This is a genomic window from Roseivivax lentus (assembly GCF_900156805.1).
In the GTDB taxonomy this organism is placed as follows: Bacteria; Pseudomonadota; Alphaproteobacteria; order Rhodobacterales; family Rhodobacteraceae; genus Roseivivax; species Roseivivax lentus.
Window position 1 is genome coordinate 219,941 of record NZ_FTOQ01000003.1, and the last position, 15,508, is coordinate 235,448.

A 15,508-nucleotide genomic window follows, 5' to 3' on the forward strand; every position below is an offset into this window, starting at 1 on the left:
GGTGAAGCATATGGGGCGCGCCATCATGGCCGGGCCTGCGCCCGGCCCTGCGGCAGGATCCCCCGGAGCCGAACAAGCCGCCCCGTACCGCCGGTGCACGGGACCGATCGGGGTGCCGCCGTTTTGCCGTCCTCGGCTCCCGCGAGAGCCGCCCGTCCGGAACTCCGCCGGTCCGGGCGCGGCCCCTGATGCTTCACCTTTCCCGAAAAACGCTCTTTTGGCGGCCGCGCAACATGAGCGGACGAGACACGGCGTCGCGCGCCGGAGAAATCCCGCCTGCGGTCTTTCCAATCCCCGCGCCCCGTGTAATAGGGAAGCGCCAAACGAGGCTCCCCACGGAAAGGTCCGATCATGGAGATTCGCGAGGCATTCACCTTCGACGACGTCCTTCTTCTGCCCGGCGCGAGCGAGGTCCTGCCCTCGACCGCCGATACCCGCACGCGGGTTACCAAGTCGATCGCGCTCAACATTCCGCTGCTGTCCTCGGCCATGGACACCGTGACCGAAGCGCGCATGGCGATCACCATGGCGCAGGCGGGCGGCATGGGTGTCATTCACAAGAACCTCAGCGTCGAGGAACAGGCCCGCGAGGTGCGCCGCGTCAAGCGCTTCGAATCGGGCATCGTTTACAACCCCGTCACGCTGACCGCGAACCAGACGCTGGCCGATGCCCGCGCGCTGACCGAGCGTTACGGCTTCACCGGCTTTCCGGTGATCGACGAGCAGCACCGCGTGGTGGGCATCGTCACCAACCGCGACATGCGCTTCGCCGGCCGGGACGACACGCCGGTCCATGCGATGATGACCTCCGAGAACCTCGCCATCCTGCACGAGCCCGCCGATCGCGACGAGGCCATCAGCAAGATGAAGGAGCGCCGCATCGAGAAGCTTCTGGTGACCGATGCGGCCGGAAAGCTGACCGGGCTCCTGACGCTCAAGGATACCGAGCAGGCCGTGGTGAACCCGACCGCCTGCAAGGACGCGCTCGGACGGCTGCGCGTGGCCGCGGCCACCTCCGTGGGCGATGCGGGCTTCGAGCGCACCGAGGCGCTGCTCGATGCGGGGGTCGATATCGTGGTGATCGACACGGCACATGGCCATTCGGCCGGGGTGATCGAGGCGGTGCGGCGCGCCAAGCGGCTGTCGAACGAGCTGCAGGTCATCGCCGGCAACGTCGCCACCGCCGAGGCGACCCGCGCGCTGATCGACGCGGGCGCGGACGCGGTCAAGGTCGGGATCGGGCCGGGCTCCATCTGCACCACCCGCATGGTTGCGGGCGTCGGCGTGCCGCAGCTGACCGCCGTCATGGATTGCGCGGAAGCCGCGGGCGACGTGCCGGTGATCGCCGATGGCGGCATCAAGTTCTCGGGCGATTTCGCCAAGGCAATCGCCGCGGGCGCGTCCTGCGCCATGGTCGGCTCGATGATCGCGGGCACCGACGAGAGCCCGGGCGAGGTCATCCTCTACCAGGGCCGGTCCTACAAGGCCTATCGCGGCATGGGCTCGCTCGGCGCCATGGCGCGCGGTTCGGCGGACCGGTATTTCCAGAAGGATGCGGCCTCCGACAAGCTGGTGCCGGAAGGCATCGAGGGGCAGGTGCCCTACAAGGGCTCCGCGGGGGCGGTGATCCACCAGCTCGTGGGCGGTCTGCGCGCCGCGATGGGCTATACCGGCAACGCCACCGTGGCCGACATGCGCACCGGCTGCCGGTTCGTCCGCATCACCAATGCGGGCCTGCGCGAAAGCCACGTGCACGATGTGGCGATCACGCGGGAATCGCCGAATTATCGCATCGGCTGATCGGTCTTTGTCTCGGGAACTGCGCCGCTCGGGATGGGCGGCGCGGATGTTCCCGCGGCGGTTGGCCCGTTGGCCGGGCAGGCCGGTGCGGCTGGGATCGTACCGCGGAGGCGCCGGAAGCGCCGCTCCGCTCAGCGCCCGATTGTCGCGAGCGACTCGCGCAGCCGCAATTCGGGCCGAACGCGGGTAAGCTGCGGTTCCGCCTCGGGCGCCGACAGCCGGTCGAGCAGGCAATCCGCGCTCCGCATCCCGATCTCGGACAGGTTCATCGCCACGGTCGTCAGCGGCGGATCGATCATGTCGACGAGCGGGATGTCGTTGTAGCCGGTGATCGAGATGTCGTCCGGGACGCGCAGCCCGCGCGCGCGGCAGGCTTGGATGGCGCCGATGGCGACCAGATCGTTGACCGCCATGATGACCTGTGGCGGGTCCGGGCGACGCTCGAGCAGCGTGGATGCCGCCCGGCGGCCCGCTTCCACATCCATCCGCTCGACGGTGAACAGTCGCTCCTCCGGCACCTCTAGCCCATGCGCGGCAAGGCCCGCCCGGAGGCCAGAAAGGCGATCCCGCGCCGTCGACAGGTCTTGCGGCGCGGCGATGACCGCGATGTCGCGATGCCCGTGCGCCACCACCGCGTCGACGAGTTCGCGCATCCCGGAGGCGCAATCGTTGACCACCGCGCTGCATTCGAGATGCTCGGTGCTGCGCAGGACCGAGACCAGCGGCACGCCAAGCTCCTGCGCGCGCTGGACCACCGGGTCCTGCAGGCGCGTCGTGCCCAGGATGACGCCATCAACCATCCGGTTGGCCATCTGTTCGAACATCTCGGCTTCGGCATGCGGGTCGTACCCGGTATTGCCGACGACCGTCATGAATCCCCGTTCGAGCAGACGCTGTTCGATCCCGCGCAGGATGGGCGGATAGACCGGATCCTCGATGTCATGCACGATGACGCCGATGGTCTGGGTGGAGCCGGTCCGCAGGCTCGCGGCCACCGCGTCGGGACGGTAGCCCAGCGTCTTGGCCATCTCGCGCACCCGCTCCGCCACGCTTTCGGAGATGCGTCCGCGCGGATCGGCGCGCAGGACCCGCGACACGGTCGAGGGGTGCACGCCCGCGGCGGAGGCGATATCGGCGATCTTGACCCGCCGCGCCTTGCGCCCGGGAGCGGGCGCGACGGTGCCGTTTCTCTCGTCCGATCCTGTCACGTCCTGCAGCTCCGGTTTGCTGGCGGCGTTCGGACAGCGCAGAGGTCAGCCGAACCAGCGGTCGATATATACGAGGTCCGGCCAGGCTGTCAGCAGGGCCAGCACGAAAACCATCATCAGGGCAAAGGGTGCCGCGCCGAGGAAGACATCGCCCAGCGTGATGCGGTCATCCTCGAGACAGCCCTTGATGACGAAACAGGCCATCCCCAGCGGCGGCGTCAGCAGCCCGACCTCGACGGCGATCACCGTGATGATGCCGAACCAGATGGGATCGGCGCCGAAGCTGTTCATCACCGGCAGGAACAGCGGCACCATGATGAGGATGATGGACACGCTGTCGATGATCGTGCCGAGAAACAGGATCACGAGAATGTAGATCAGGATCACCATCAGGAAGTCGTCGGTCGCCGTCTGCACCAGCGCGCCGATCTCCACCGGCACCCCGGCCAGACCCAGCGAGCGGGTATACATGGTGGCGGCAATCACCAGGAAACACACCGCGGCGGTCAGATGCCCGGTTTCCTTCAGCACGCCCCAGAAATCCGCGAGCGAAAGCTTGCGCCGCGCGACCGCGAGGATGAGCGCGGCCAGCGTGCCGACGGCACCGGCTTCGGTGGGCGTGAAGACCCCGCCGTATATCCCGCCCAGAACGATGGTGATGAGCCCGATGAGCGGCAGCGATTTTGCGAGGATCTCGCCCATGCTGCGGTCGGGCGGGCTCAGGTCCTGCGGCAGCGGGCCGGTGCCGACGCTGGTGCCGTCGGGTGTCGCGAAGCGCCCGGTCTGGTCGAAGACGAAACTCGGGATCAGGTAGGCCATCGCCACGATGCCGAGGCAATAGACGCCCGAGAGCAGGATGCCCGGGCCGATGCCCGCAAAGAACATCAGGCCGATAGATTGCTCCGTGAGGATGGCGAAGATGATGAGCAGGATCGACGGCGGGATCAGCATGCCCAGCACCGACGAGCCGGCCACGGTGCCCACCGCGAAGCGCGGCGAATAGCCGAGCCTTAGCATCTCGGGCACGGCGACGCGCGTGAAGACGGCGGCCGATGCGATGGAGACGCCGGTCACGGCGGCGAAGACCGCGTTGGAGCCCACGGTCGCAAGGCCCAGCCCGCCGCGGATCCGCCGCAGGAAGAAATCGCCCACGTCATAGGCGTCGCGGCCCACGTCGGACGCGCTCATGATCAGGCCCATCATCACGAAAAGCGGGATCACCGCGAAGGTCTGGTCGGCAACGCCGTCCGCGGCGGCGAGCGTCAGGAGCTTGGCCGCAAGCACGGGATCGCCGTTCTGAATCCAGACCGAGGCGAAGGAGACGAGGCTCAGCGCCACCGCCACATGCATGCCCGCATAGATCAGCGCGACGATCACGCCGACCGAGATCAGGCCGAGTTCCAGTCCGGTCATCGGATCATCCCCTCAGGTCTTGAAGACGGCGCCAGGCCAGGACGAGAAATTGCAGCCCGGCGGCGACGGCGCCCAGCAGCATGATGGTCTCGAGCGGCCAGGTGGGCGCGGTGAAGATGCCCACGTTGCCCTTGAAGTAACCCCGTTCCCAGGCGTCGATCACCCGCGGGATCTGCCCCCAGGCAATCAGCGCGAAGACGACCACACCGGCGCAGTTGAAGATCAGCCGCAAGGCATTGACGATGCGCGTCTTGCCGCGATTGGCCAGCGCGCCCAACAGCGCGTCCGAGCGGGTCAGCCGCTTGCCGCCCACCGCATGGGCGATGGTCAGGTAGACCACGGCGACCACGCCCATCTCGGTCATCTCCAGCGTTCCAGCCAGCGGCGTATTGGCCAGCCAGCGGCCGAACACGTCGATGTTCACGATCACCACCATGCCCAGCACGATCAGCGCGCCCGCCGTGTTCATGGCCGTCGAGATAGGCGTCAGGATCGGCGTCGGCTCGGGCATCGGGGCGGACCCGGGTGCGAGCGTGCGGGGGCTTGCGCCCCCGCGTTCCGGCTCGGGCGGGCTCACTGGTCCCACTGACGCGCGATGGGCTGGTCGGCATCGCGCATCGCCTGCATGTAATCCGTCAGGATTTCGCGGGCCGGCACGCCGCGCGCCTCGAGGCTTTCGGCCCATTCCTGCGCCAGATTTGGCAGGGTCATGGCCCATTCGGTGCGCTCTTCGGGGTCGATTTCCACGACGTTGCCGCCGGCTTCGACGAAGGTGTCGCGCGCCTGTGCGCCAAGCTCGGCAGCGAATTCGCCCAGATCGACGCCGAATTGTTGCGCCGCGGCGATCATCGCCTCCTTGACCTCGTCCGGGTAGCTCTCCCACGCGCGTTCATTGACGTTGATGACGTAGGAATTCACCCCGCCAAGGTTGGCGTTGAAGTAATTGTCGCAGACCTCGTAGAACTTCAGCGAGACGACCGCTTCACCCCAGACCAGCATCGCGTCGGCCACGCCCGTCTCGACCAGCTGGTAGAAATTGCCCAGCGTTCCGGTGACGCCGGTGGCGCCCGCAGGCTCGATCCAGCGCAGGTTCGGGCCCGCGCCTGCGACCTTCAGCCCGTCGATGTCGGACACCGACTGGATCGGCTTCGACGAACACAGAACGTAATTGTCGGGAATGCCGCTGACCGACAGGGACACCTGATCGAGGCTCTCCCAGGTCTCGTTGAAGGCGGGGTATTTCTCCACGAGCCCGTCGACGACCTCATGGATCAAGACAAGATCGGTGGTGGTGAAGGGGGTGACGTAGCCGATCTGGTAGACCGGCAGCTTGTCGGCATGGAAGGCCGTCGGGATGACCCCCATATCGGCGAGGCCCGTCTGGATCGCCTCGAGTTCGCCCGAAGGCTTGGCCAGCGTGCCGGAGAACGCCTCCTGCCAGTCGATGCTGTAATTGCCCGTCTCGGCGAGGCGCGCATCGACGCCCGGCATGAAGCTTTGCTGCAGCAGTTTCACCACCGCGACCGAGGGCGAGAAGCCCGACACGATGGTCACGTCGATCTCTTCGGTGGCCTGCGCGGGCACCGCCACGGCGAAGGCGGCAGAGGCCAGCAGGCCCGTCCAAACGGCAGATGTCTTGGTCATGATCTTCCTCCCTTGAATGTGCGCCGGAAATTCGGCGCGGCGAATTCTCCTCCTCACACTGCGACCGGCTCCGCTCTGTTCAGTCGCAGCGTATGCTCAATCTCATTCTTCTGGGCGAGCGTGGCTTCGACGAAGCAGGCCCGCTTGGCACCGTCGATCAGCGCGCGGACCGCCTCTTCGGACGCGTCGCTGTCGAGCGCGATATCGACCTCGAAACCAACGGGACGGGCGGCATAGGGCATGTCCGGATCGGACAATGCTTCCCAATGCGCGCGGCAAGTCACCGCGAGGTCCCGGACCTCGATCTTCTTCTTCTTCGCGAAGACCCGGATCTGGGTCATCAGGCAGCCCACGAGGCCGGTCAGAAAGAACTCGAGCGGCGTCGGCGCGGTGTCCTCACCGCCCTGGAAATGGCCTTCGTCCGTGGCCAGCATGCGGCTCACCTTGAAGGGTTTGTGCGCGGTGTTGGTGACCTCGTTGCGCAGCTTGCCCACGCAGACGCCTTCGGATTCAAAGACGACGTCAAATACCTTTTCGGCGGACATGCTGGCGTTCCTCCCTGGCCAAAACTGCACACAATCAGTTGCGCAAACGTTTGTTCATCTTGGGTGTGGGGGCCGCTTCCGGTCAAACGCAAAGATCTCCAGAATGGATATAGCCGTGCCGACGCAGGGCGGGATGCATGGAAAGAGGGTGCGAAAACCGGTGCTTGAGCGCCGGGGTCGGGGCAGTTGCAAGACCGGAAGATGACCGGATTTCGCCCCCGCAGCCGGCCTGGCGTGACGCGCCGGCCTCACCGCGCGGGTGGTTCGCGCCGGGACGGGCGGCCTTTCCTCCGAGGCGCCGCGCGCGTAGAGATGCGCCCTGACCGGCCGCAAGGGCTGCACGCCGATGAAGGGGAGCCAAGCATGACCCGTGAAAGCCGACAGGACGCCCGCCGGGACGACCCCGGGCACGCGCACGTGGTCACGCGCACGGACGCAACCCGGCGCATCGGCCGCGCGCTATGACCCCGGCCGCGCGCTATCAGGTCGCCGCCGAGATCCTCGATCAGGTCGCAGCGGGCGCATCCGCCGAACAGGCGCTGACGCGCTGGGCGCGCGCCTCGCGCTATGCGGGCTCCAAGGACCGCGCGGCGATCCGGGACCATGTCTTCGACGCGTTGCGCATGTGGCGCTCCGCGGCGGCGGCCGGTGGCGGCGAAACCGGTCGGGCGCGCATCCTCGGGCTTCTGCGCCTGCAGGGCGTCGACCCGGCGGAGGTCTTTACCGGCACGGGCTATGCACCCCCGACGCTCACACCGGAAGAGGCGGCGCCGCGCGACGTGCCCGAGGCCGATGCGCGCGATCTGCCGGATTGGCTGTGGCCGGTCTTTCGCGATGCGCTGGGCGAAAAGGCCGGCCCCGTGGCCCAATCGCTGCGCAGCCGCGCGCCGGTGAGCCTGCGGGCGAACCTTCTCAAGACCGACCGCGCGGGGGCAGCCCGCGCGCTCGCTGCGGAGGGGATCGAGACCCGGCCCAATCCTCGGGCCGAGACCGCGCTGACCGTCACGGGCAATCCGCGCCGGGTGGCGGGGTCGGCGGCCTATCGCGACGGCCTCGTGGAGTTGCAGGATGCGGCCTCGCAAGCGGCGGTTGCGGCCTTGCCCTTGGCGCCCGGCATGCGGGTTCTGGATTATTGCGCGGGCGGCGGCGGCAAGGCGCTGGCCATGGCGGCGCGCACGGGCGATGCGGTCGAGGCCCATGATGCCGCGCCCGAGCGGATGCGCGATCTGCCGGCACGGGCGCAGCGCGCCGGGGCGGATATCCGGCCGGTAACGCGGCCCGAACCGCCCTATGACCTCGTGCTCTGCGACGCGCCCTGCAGCGGATCGGGCACCTGGCGCCGCGCGCCCGAGGCCAAGTGGCGCCTCGATCCGCAGCGGCTGGAGGCGCTTCTGGCGACGCAAGGCGCGATCCTCAACGCGGCAGCGGCGCTCCTCGCCCCGGGCGGGGTTCTGGCCTATGCGACCTGTTCGGTGCTCACGCCGGAGAACGACGCGCAGATCGACGCGTTTCTCGAGCGGCACCCGGATTTTGCCGCCGGGGACAAGCGACTGATGCTGCCGGACGATGATGGCGACGGATTTTTCCATGCACTCTTGACGCGTGTGTAGGGCGTTGCATTAATCAACTTTGGGTAGATTTTTCGGGCACCTTTAGAGATCCTTAAGGCTTCCGCGGAGAGTCTTTGCCAAATCGTCGGCAAGGGAGTTGCGGATGGCCTCAGATATCGCGCAGGGCGCGGCCCGGCATGGCGTTGCGAAGGGCGCGCTCATGGGCGCAATCGCCATCCTCGGCGTTGCGGTTGCGGTTTTTGCCTTCGATCTGCCGATTAACCTTCCCGTCGCAATGGGGGCCTGTGCCGCGGTGGTTTCCGCAGCGTGGGTGATTCGCCACCTCCCGCCCCGGCGCGGCAGCCGGCAGGTGGCCGATTCGGGCGCGCTCGACTTCGCGGCACTGGTCGAAGGCGATCCGGTAGCGGGCTGCGTCTGCGATGCCTCGGGCCGGGTTTTGGCGCTCAACGCGGCGGCCGAGGCCCGTTTCGCGCTCTATCGCGACGGCCTTCTGTCCGAGGTCTTCGCGGGGGATGTCGCCGATCCCGCCGCGCTGGTGACGTCGCTGACCAACCGGGCCATCGCCGCGATCTGGACGCGCGAGACGCTGCTTTACGGATCGGACCGGATCGATGTCACCGTGCGCGCGGTGGGCGATGTGTTCCACTGGCGCCTCGATGCGGTCGAGGGCACGCAGGCGGTTCTGCGGGACACGCCGCTCGTGTCGGTCGGTCGCCAAGGCGTGGTGCTGTCGATGAACAAGGCCGCGCGCGACCTCGTGGGCCAGCGCGCGCGCACCGTGTCGCAGCTCGTGGCCGATCCGCCCATCGACACCTCCCGCGTCTACGAGGTGCTCACCCCCGGCGGGCCTCGCCCTTTCCATATCTCGGTGATCGGCGACGGGCCGGGGCGCAGCGAACTGGCGATGTTCCCGGTGGCGCGGGCGGCCAATGGCGCGGGCGCGGGGCTCGACACGCTGCCGATCGCGCTTCTCAAGGTCACGCCCGAGGGCAAGATCGTCTTCGCCACCCGGCAGGCCCGGCGCCTCTTCTCCGCCGACCGGGTGGAGGGGGAACCCGTCGCGCGCTTCATGGAGGGGCTCGGCCGCTCCATCGCCGATTGGCTGCAGGATGCCGCCGCGGGCAAGGGCCTGACGAAGTCCGAGTTTCTGCGCCTGTCCCGCGAAGATCGCGAGGTGTTCGTGCAGGTCACGCTCGCCCGCGTGCAGGAAGAGGGGCGTACGCTGCTCGTCGCCGTGCTCAACGATGCGACCGAGCTGAAGACGCTCGAGGCGCAATTTGTGCAAAGCCAGAAGATGCAGGCCATCGGGCAACTGGCTGGCGGCGTCGCGCATGATTTCAACAACCTGCTGACCGCGATCTCGGGCCATTGCGACCTGATGCTGCTGCGCCACGATCCGGGCGATCCCGATTACGGCGACCTCATCCAGATCAACCAGAACGCCAATCGCGCAGCGGGCCTCGTGGGCCAGCTCCTGGCGTTTTCGCGCAAGCAGACGCTGCGGCCCGAAATCCTCGATCTGCGCGAAACACTGGCCGATCTGACGCATTTGCTGAACCGCCTCGTGGGCGAGAAGACGACCCTGACGCTGCGCCACGATCCGCTCCTGCCACCCATTCGCGGCGACCGGCGGCAGCTCGAACAGGTCATGATGAACCTCGTCGTCAATGCCCGCGACGCGATGCCCGAGGGCGGTCGCATCGAGGTGGAGACCGATTGCGTGACCCTCGCCGCGCCGCTCGAACGCGACCGCGTGAAGGTGCCGCCCGGGCGCTACGTGGTCGTCCGCGTCAAGGATGCGGGCATGGGGATCCCCAACGACAAGCTGCAGAAGGTGTTCGAGCCCTTCTACACCACCAAGCGGCTGGGCGAGGGGACGGGGCTCGGATTGTCGACGGTCTACGGTATCATCAAGCAGACCGGCGCATATATCTTCGTCGATTCCGAGGTCGGGCAGGGCACGACCTTCAGCCTCTATTTCCGCGCCCATGAACGCCAGGCGGACCAGCCCGTGGCCATCGCGCCGCCGCCGCCCCGGGTCAGCACGCGCGGGCGCGACGGCGTCATCCTCCTCGTCGAGGACGAGGCGCCGGTGCGCGCCTTCGCCTCGCGCGCGCTGCGCCTCAGGGGATACACGGTGATCGAGGCCGACAGCGCCGAGGCCGCGCTCGATATCCTGTCCGACAGCGCGGTCGAGGTCGATCTCTTCGTCTCCGATGTCATCATGCCGGGGCTCGACGGGCCGAGCTGGGTCAAGAAGGCGCGGCAGGACCGGCCCGATGTGGGCGTGATCTTCGTCTCGGGCTATGCCGAGGACGCGCTGGAACGGACGGGGTCGGACATGAACAACATGGCCTTCCTGCCCAAACCCTTCTCGCTCGATGCCCTGTCCGAGATGGTTCAGCGCCAGCTCGGATGATGCGACGACGCCCGTCAGGGCGGAGGAGCGGCGCGTCAGAGCGGCAGATATTCGACCGTATCCCCGGCTTGGAGCGGCCCCGCGCCGGGCGGGCGGACGACCAGCGCGTCCGCGGCGTTGAAGACCGACAAGAGGCCCGAATCCTGCCGCTCGAACACTTCGAGCGCGCCTTCCGCGAAGACCGCGCGCATGTAATGCGCCCGCGGTCCGTTGGCCGCCAGCGGATGGGCCAGCGGGCCGCGCTGCCGCGGCGCGGGCCGCGCGCCGAGGCCCTGCATCGCCCGCAGCACCGGAACCACGAAGACATGGCCGCACACCATCGCCGAGACCGGGTTGCCCGGCAGGCCGATCATCATCGTCGCGCCTAGCCGCCCCGCCATCAGCGGCTTCCCGGGCCGCATGGCGACCTTGTAGAAAGACCGCTCGAGCCCCATTTCCGCGGCCACGTCGGCCACCAGATCATGATCGCCGACCGATGCACCGCCCACGGTCACCACGAGATCGGCATCCTCGACGAGCCCCAGCACCGTGCGCAGCGAGGCCATATCGTCCCGCGCGATGGGCAAAAGCCGCGCTTCCGCGCCCGCCGCCTCGAAGAGGGCCGCAAGCCCGTAGGTGTTCGAAGCCACGATCTGGTCGGGGCCGGGCACCTCGCCCGGGGAGACCAGTTCATCGCCCGTGGCGATGATCGCGACGCGCGGCCGCCGGGTCACCGCGACGCGGGGCACGTTCATCGCGGCCAGCAGCGCGATATCGCCGGGCCGCAGGGGCAGCGGGGCGGCAAGTCGGAACCCGGCGGAAAAATCGTTGCCCGCAGGCCTGAGATAGGCGGCGCTGTCGGGCGCGTCGCAGACGGTGATGACGTCGCCGTCGCGCGTCACGTCTTCCTGGATCACCACGCGGCCCGCGCCTTCGGGCACCGGCGCGCCGGTGAAGATGCGCACGGCCTGGCCGGGGCCCACGCGCCCCTCGAAGGCCTTGCCCGCCACGGCGGTTCCGATCACCTCGAACCGGTCGCCGGGTGCGGCCTCGGCGACCGCGTAGCCGTCCATGGCCGAGGCGACGAAAGGGGGCTGGTCGCGCGCGGCGACCGCGTCCTCGCGCAGGACACGGCCCGGCGCCTGGCGCAGATCGACGGTTTCAGTCTCAAGCACGGGGGCCAGCGCGAACAGTTCCTCGAGCGCCGCCTCGACCGAGATCATGGCGCCTCGAACCGGCCGGACTTGCCGCCATCCTTCAGGATGACCCGGATACCGCCGATCTCCATGCGCTTGTCCACCGCCTTGGCCATGTCATAGACGGTCAGTGCCGTGGTCGAGACCGCGGTCAGCGCCTCCATCTCGACGCCGGTCTGCCCGGTGGTCTTGACGCTGGCCTCGATCCGGAGGCCCGGCAGGTCGGCATCGGGAGTGATCTCGACCGCGACCTTGGTCACCGGCAGCGGGTGACAGAGCGGGATCAGGTCCGGCGTCTTCTTCGCGCCCATGATGCCCGCCAGCCGCGCCACACCGATCACGTCGCCCTTCTTTGCGCGACCTTCTGTAATGATATCAAAGGTTTCCTGCGCCATCTTCACCCAGCCGACAGCGGTTGCGATCCGCGAGGTCACGGGCTTGTCCGAGACATCGACCATATGCGCATCGCCCTTGGCGTCGAAATGCGTGAGCCCGCCCGCCATGGCTCAGGCCACCGGATCGGCGAGGAGCCGCGCGGTGGCCGCCGCCACATCCGCCTGCCGCATCAGCGCTTCGCCGATGAGGAAGCTGCGCACGCCCACACCCGCCATCTCGGCCAGATCCGCCGGCGTGAAGAGCCCCGATTCCGAGATCACGAGCGCATCCTCCGGCATCTGCGCCGCCAGTGTCTTGGTGGTCTCCAGCGAGGTCTCGAAGGTGTGCAGGTTGCGGTTGTTCACGCCGATCATGCGGGATTTGAGCTTCTGCGCGCGCTCCAGCTCGTCGGCATCATGCACCTCGATCAGCACATCCATGCCCCAGTCAAACGCCGCGGCTTCCAGTTCCGCCGCCTGGCCATCCTCGAGCGAGGCCATGATCAGCAGGATGCAATCGGCATGCAGCGACCGTGCCTCGACGACCTGGTACGGATCGTAGATGAAATCCTTGCGGATCGCCGGCAGACGCGTCGCGTTGCGGGCCTGGCTGAGATAGGGCTTCGCGCCCTTGAAGCTGGGCGTGTCGGTCAGCACCGACAGGCAGGTGGCGCCGCCCTGCTCATAGGCGAGGGCGAGCGTCGCGGGCTCGAAATCCTCGCGGATCAGACCCTTGGAGGGCGAAGCTTTCTTGATCTCGGCGATCAGCCCGTAGCCCGATCCCTGCGCGCGGCGCAGCGCGGTTTCGAAGCCGCGCACGGGGGTGGCGGCCTTCGCGGCCTCCTCGATCAGGTTCAGCGGCATGGTCGCCTTGTCGGCGGCGACCTCCTGCAGCTTGTAGGTCTTGATCCGGTCGAGAATGGTCTCGCTCATCTTCGCGTCCAATCGATGTCCCTGTCGCCCCGAGACCTAAGCCAAGCGTTGATCCGGGAAAAGGGCCGTGATCCGAAAAAGCCCCGCCGCGCGGAGAGCGGCGAGGGATGCGGGCTTTCCAGCACGAGATGCCCGTCGCCGGTGATGCAGGGGCGAAAGGATTGCGCATGCGCGCCCCAGAGCACGAAGGCGCGGGGCCGGTCGGACAGCGTCGCCAGCACCTCTTCGGTCAGCCGCCGCCAGCCAAGCCGCGCATGCCCGCCCGCGACCCCCCGAGGCACGGTCAGCGCGGTGTTGAGCAGCAGAACGCCTTGCGTGGCCCAATCCGACAGGTCGCAATCTTCGCGCGTGACCTGAAGATCGATTTGCAGTTCCTTGAAAATATTCGATAAAGACCGGGGCGGGGGGTGCGTTCCCGGGGCTGCCGAGAAGGCCAGCCCGTTGGCATGGCCGGGCGTCGGATAGGGATCCTGGCCGAGGATCACCACGCGGACATCCTCCGGCCGCGCGGCGTCAAGGGCTGCGAAGACGCGCTCGCGCGGCGGCAGGATCTGCCGCGTCTCGGCCGCGAGTGCGGTCTGGATCCGCGGCCAGTCCGTGCGGAAGAACGGCAGATGCGCCCAGGCTTCGGGCGGATTTGGCTCCGTCACGCCTGCGACAGGCGCGCCAGCGCGTCGACCCGGGCGCGCGCCGCGCCGCTGTCGATCGATTCGGCGGCCATCCGCGCCCCATCCTTCAGATCCGGCGCCTTGCCCGCAACCACCAGCGCCGCGGCGGCGTTCAAGAGCACCGCGTCGCGATATGCGCCCGGCGCGCCCACCAGAAGCGCGCGGAAGGCCTGGCCGTTTTCCTCGGGCGTGCCGCCGAGGATCGCCTCGAACGGGTGCTCGGGCAGGCCCGCCTCTTCGGGATGCAGCTCGAACTCGCGGATCGCGCCGTCCTCGAGGGCGGCCACCCAGCTGATCCCGGCGATGGACAGCTCGTCGGTGCCGTCGCCGCCATGGACCAGCCATGCCCGGTCCGAGCCCAGCTCCTGCAGCACCTCGGCCATCGGCCGGATCATCTGCCGCGAGAAGGCGCCGGTCAGCTGGCGGGTGACGCCCGCGGGATTCGTGAGTGGCCCCAATATGTTGAAGATCGTTCTTGTCCCAAGCTCCTGCCGCGTCGGTCCCACATGGGCCATGGCCGGGTGGTGCATCGGCGCCATCATGAAGCAGATGCCCGCCTCGCGCAGGATCGCCTCGACCCGGGCGGCCTCGATCATCACGTTGACGCCGAGCTGCGTCAGCGCGTCCGCCGCGCCCGATTTCGACGACAGGTTGCGGTTGCCGTGCTTGGCCACGGTCACGCCCGCGCCCGCCACGACGAAGGCCGTCGCGGTCGAGATGTTGAGCGTGCCCTTGCCGTCGCCGCCGGTGCCGACGATGTCCATCGCGCCCGCCGGTGCGGCCACCTTGTTGCACTTGGCGCGCATCACCCGCGCGGCGGCGGTGTATTCCGCGACGCTTTCCCCGCGCGTGCGCAGCGCCATCAGAAGCCCGCCGATCTGGCTCGGGGTCGCCTCGCCCTCGAACAGAAGGGTGAAGGCGCGTTCGGCCTCGTCGGCGGTCAGGGGGCGTTCGGCGGCGGCGCCGATCAGCGGTTTCAGCGCGTCGCTCATGCCGCCACCGGCAGAAGATCGGTGAAGTTCTTCAGAAGCTTGTGGCCGTGTTCGGAGGCGATGCTCTCGGGGTGGAACTGCACGCCATGGATCGGTAGCGTCTTGTGCGACAGGCCCATGATCGTGCCGTCCTCGAGCTCCGCCGTGATCTCGAGGCAGTTCGGCAGGCTCGCGCGATCCACCACCAGCGAGTGATAGCGCGTCGCCTCGAAGGGCGAGGGCAGACCGGCGAAGACGCCGCGCCCCTGGTGATGCATCACGCCCATCTTGCCGTGCACAATGTCGGTGTGTCGCTGCACCCGCCCGCCGAAGGCTTGCCCGATGGTCTGGTGCCCGAGGCAGACCCCCATCAGCGGCGTGCCGGTCTCGGCGGCGGCATGGGTCAGCGCGAGGCAGATGCCCGCCTGGTCGGGATCGCAGGGGCCGGGAGACAGCAGAATGCCCGCGGGCTTCATCGCCATCGCCGCCTGCACATCCAGCGCATCGTTGCGGCGCACCACGACCTCTGCGCCAAGCTCGCCCAGGTAATGCACGAGGTTGTAGGTGAAACTGTCGTAGTTATCGATCAGAAGAAGCATGAACGCGCCTGTTTTCGCCGGTTTCGACCACGCGGAAGGGCCGAGAGGGCTGGTCCGGCGGGGATGAATTCCGGTATAGATGGGCCGAGCGGTCCGCCGAGGTCAAGGGCAGGGGTCTTCCTGCCGCGACCCCTCGGCCAAGAAGACCGTCGTCGGACGCGCCCGGATGCCGGGTGTGCCCGGTCGGG

General features: G+C 68.3%; 14 protein-coding genes. 3 read left to right on the top strand and 11 right to left on the bottom strand.

What is annotated here, in order from left to right; translation table 11 throughout:
* The first annotated feature begins 351 nt into the window (after positions 1-351).
* Positions 352-1,800: an IMP dehydrogenase gene (gene guaB / locus BW990_RS07980; RefSeq protein ID WP_076446802.1), complete on the top strand. Its 1,449-nt coding sequence runs from the start codon at positions 352-354 to the stop codon at positions 1,798-1,800.
* Between the two features lie 131 nt (positions 1,801-1,931).
* Here guaB and BW990_RS07985 read toward each other — a convergent pair whose 3' ends face one another.
* The 5 genes from BW990_RS07985 to BW990_RS08005 form a co-directional block, all read right to left on the bottom strand.
* Entirely contained in the window at positions 1,932-3,008 is a 1,077-nt protein-coding gene (locus BW990_RS07985; RefSeq protein WP_083950516.1) for a LacI family DNA-binding transcriptional regulator, read from the bottom strand.
* Positions 3,009-3,053: 45 nt separating this feature from the next.
* A complete protein-coding gene (locus BW990_RS07990) occupies positions 3,054-4,421 on the bottom strand; it encodes a TRAP transporter large permease (RefSeq protein ID WP_076446805.1) in 1,368 nt (455 codons plus the stop codon).
* Positions 4,422-4,425: 4 nt separating this feature from the next.
* Positions 4,426-4,932, bottom strand: a complete 507-nt coding sequence (locus BW990_RS07995; RefSeq protein ID WP_076446809.1) for a TRAP transporter small permease subunit — start codon at positions 4,930-4,932, stop codon at positions 4,426-4,428.
* A 62-nt stretch (positions 4,933-4,994) separates the two neighbouring features.
* The gene (locus BW990_RS08000) at positions 4,995-6,065 is read right to left on the bottom strand and encodes a C4-dicarboxylate TRAP transporter substrate-binding protein (RefSeq protein WP_076446810.1); all 1,071 of its coding nucleotides are present in this window, start codon (positions 6,063-6,065) and stop codon (positions 4,995-4,997) included.
* Positions 6,066-6,118: 53 nt separating this feature from the next.
* A complete protein-coding gene (locus tag BW990_RS08005) occupies positions 6,119-6,610 on the bottom strand; it encodes an OsmC family protein (RefSeq protein ID WP_076446811.1) in 492 nt (163 codons plus the stop codon).
* Between the two features lie 461 nt (positions 6,611-7,071).
* Here BW990_RS08005 and BW990_RS08010 point away from each other — a divergent pair, with 461 nt between their 5' ends.
* Both BW990_RS08010 and BW990_RS08015 read left to right on the top strand, forming a co-directional pair.
* Positions 7,072-8,220, top strand: coding sequence for an RsmB/NOP family class I SAM-dependent RNA methyltransferase (locus tag BW990_RS08010; RefSeq protein WP_076446812.1), 1,149 nt, complete (start codon positions 7,072-7,074; stop codon positions 8,218-8,220).
* Positions 8,221-8,323: 103 nt separating this feature from the next.
* Positions 8,324-10,600 carry a hybrid sensor histidine kinase/response regulator gene (locus tag BW990_RS08015; RefSeq protein WP_076446813.1) on the top strand — a complete coding sequence of 759 codons (2,277 nt, stop codon included), beginning with the start codon at positions 8,324-8,326 and terminating at the stop codon, positions 10,598-10,600.
* Between the two features lie 35 nt (positions 10,601-10,635).
* Here the strand turns inward: BW990_RS08015 and BW990_RS08020 are convergent, their stop codons facing one another.
* From BW990_RS08020 to BW990_RS08045, 6 genes are read right to left on the bottom strand one after another with little or no spacing between them, the layout of a single operon-like run.
* Positions 10,636-11,802 carry a molybdopterin molybdotransferase MoeA gene (locus BW990_RS08020; RefSeq protein WP_076446815.1) on the bottom strand — a complete coding sequence of 389 codons (1,167 nt, stop codon included), beginning with the start codon at positions 11,800-11,802 and terminating at the stop codon, positions 10,636-10,638.
* Positions 11,799-12,278 (bottom strand): cyclic pyranopterin monophosphate synthase MoaC, encoded by a 480-nt coding sequence (moaC, locus tag BW990_RS08025; RefSeq protein ID WP_076446818.1) that lies wholly within the window; start codon positions 12,276-12,278, stop codon positions 11,799-11,801. The genes BW990_RS08020 and moaC overlap by 4 nt, the downstream gene beginning before the upstream one ends.
* Positions 12,279-12,281: 3 nt before the next feature.
* Positions 12,282-13,082 (bottom strand): indole-3-glycerol phosphate synthase TrpC, encoded by an 801-nt coding sequence (trpC, locus tag BW990_RS08030; protein WP_076447131.1) that lies wholly within the window; start codon positions 13,080-13,082, stop codon positions 12,282-12,284.
* Positions 13,079-13,732, bottom strand: coding sequence for a uracil-DNA glycosylase (locus BW990_RS22220; protein ID WP_076446820.1), 654 nt, complete (start codon positions 13,730-13,732; stop codon positions 13,079-13,081). The genes trpC and BW990_RS22220 overlap by 4 nt, the downstream gene beginning before the upstream one ends.
* Positions 13,729-14,742 carry an anthranilate phosphoribosyltransferase gene (trpD, locus tag BW990_RS22225; RefSeq protein ID WP_076446822.1) on the bottom strand — a complete coding sequence of 338 codons (1,014 nt, stop codon included), beginning with the start codon at positions 14,740-14,742 and terminating at the stop codon, positions 13,729-13,731. The genes BW990_RS22220 and trpD overlap by 4 nt, the downstream gene beginning before the upstream one ends.
* Entirely contained in the window at positions 14,739-15,320 is a 582-nt protein-coding gene (locus BW990_RS08045; protein ID WP_076446824.1) for an anthranilate synthase component II, read from the bottom strand. The genes trpD and BW990_RS08045 overlap by 4 nt, the downstream gene beginning before the upstream one ends.
* Positions 15,321-15,508 lie beyond the last annotated feature (188 nt).

Bases quoted from the DNA above. Each gene is read 5' to 3' on its own strand.
- BW990_RS08005 (WP_076446811.1), bottom strand. From the start codon at position 6,610: ATGTCCGCCGAAAAGGTATTTGACGTCGTCTTTGAATCCGAAGGCGTC.
- BW990_RS08045 (WP_076446824.1), bottom strand. From the start codon at position 15,320: ATGCTTCTTCTGATCGATAACTACGACAGTTTCACCTACAACCTCGTG.
- moaC (WP_076446818.1), bottom strand. From the start codon at position 12,278: ATGGCGGGCGGGCTCACGCATTTCGACGCCAAGGGCGATGCGCATATG.
- BW990_RS08000 (WP_076446810.1), bottom strand. From the start codon at position 6,065: ATGACCAAGACATCTGCCGTTTGGACGGGCCTGCTGGCCTCTGCCGCC.
- guaB (WP_076446802.1), top strand. From the start codon at position 352: ATGGAGATTCGCGAGGCATTCACCTTCGACGACGTCCTTCTTCTGCCC.
- BW990_RS07995 (WP_076446809.1), bottom strand. From the start codon at position 4,932: ATGCCCGAGCCGACGCCGATCCTGACGCCTATCTCGACGGCCATGAAC.
- BW990_RS08015 (WP_076446813.1), top strand. From the start codon at position 8,324: ATGGCCTCAGATATCGCGCAGGGCGCGGCCCGGCATGGCGTTGCGAAG.
- trpC (WP_076447131.1), bottom strand. From the start codon at position 13,082: ATGAGCGAGACCATTCTCGACCGGATCAAGACCTACAAGCTGCAGGAG.
- trpD (WP_076446822.1), bottom strand. From the start codon at position 14,742: ATGAGCGACGCGCTGAAACCGCTGATCGGCGCCGCCGCCGAACGCCCC.
- BW990_RS08020 (WP_076446815.1), bottom strand. From the start codon at position 11,802: ATGATCTCGGTCGAGGCGGCGCTCGAGGAACTGTTCGCGCTGGCCCCC.
- BW990_RS08010 (WP_076446812.1), top strand. From the start codon at position 7,072: ATGACCCCGGCCGCGCGCTATCAGGTCGCCGCCGAGATCCTCGATCAG.
- BW990_RS07990 (WP_076446805.1), bottom strand. From the start codon at position 4,421: ATGACCGGACTGGAACTCGGCCTGATCTCGGTCGGCGTGATCGTCGCG.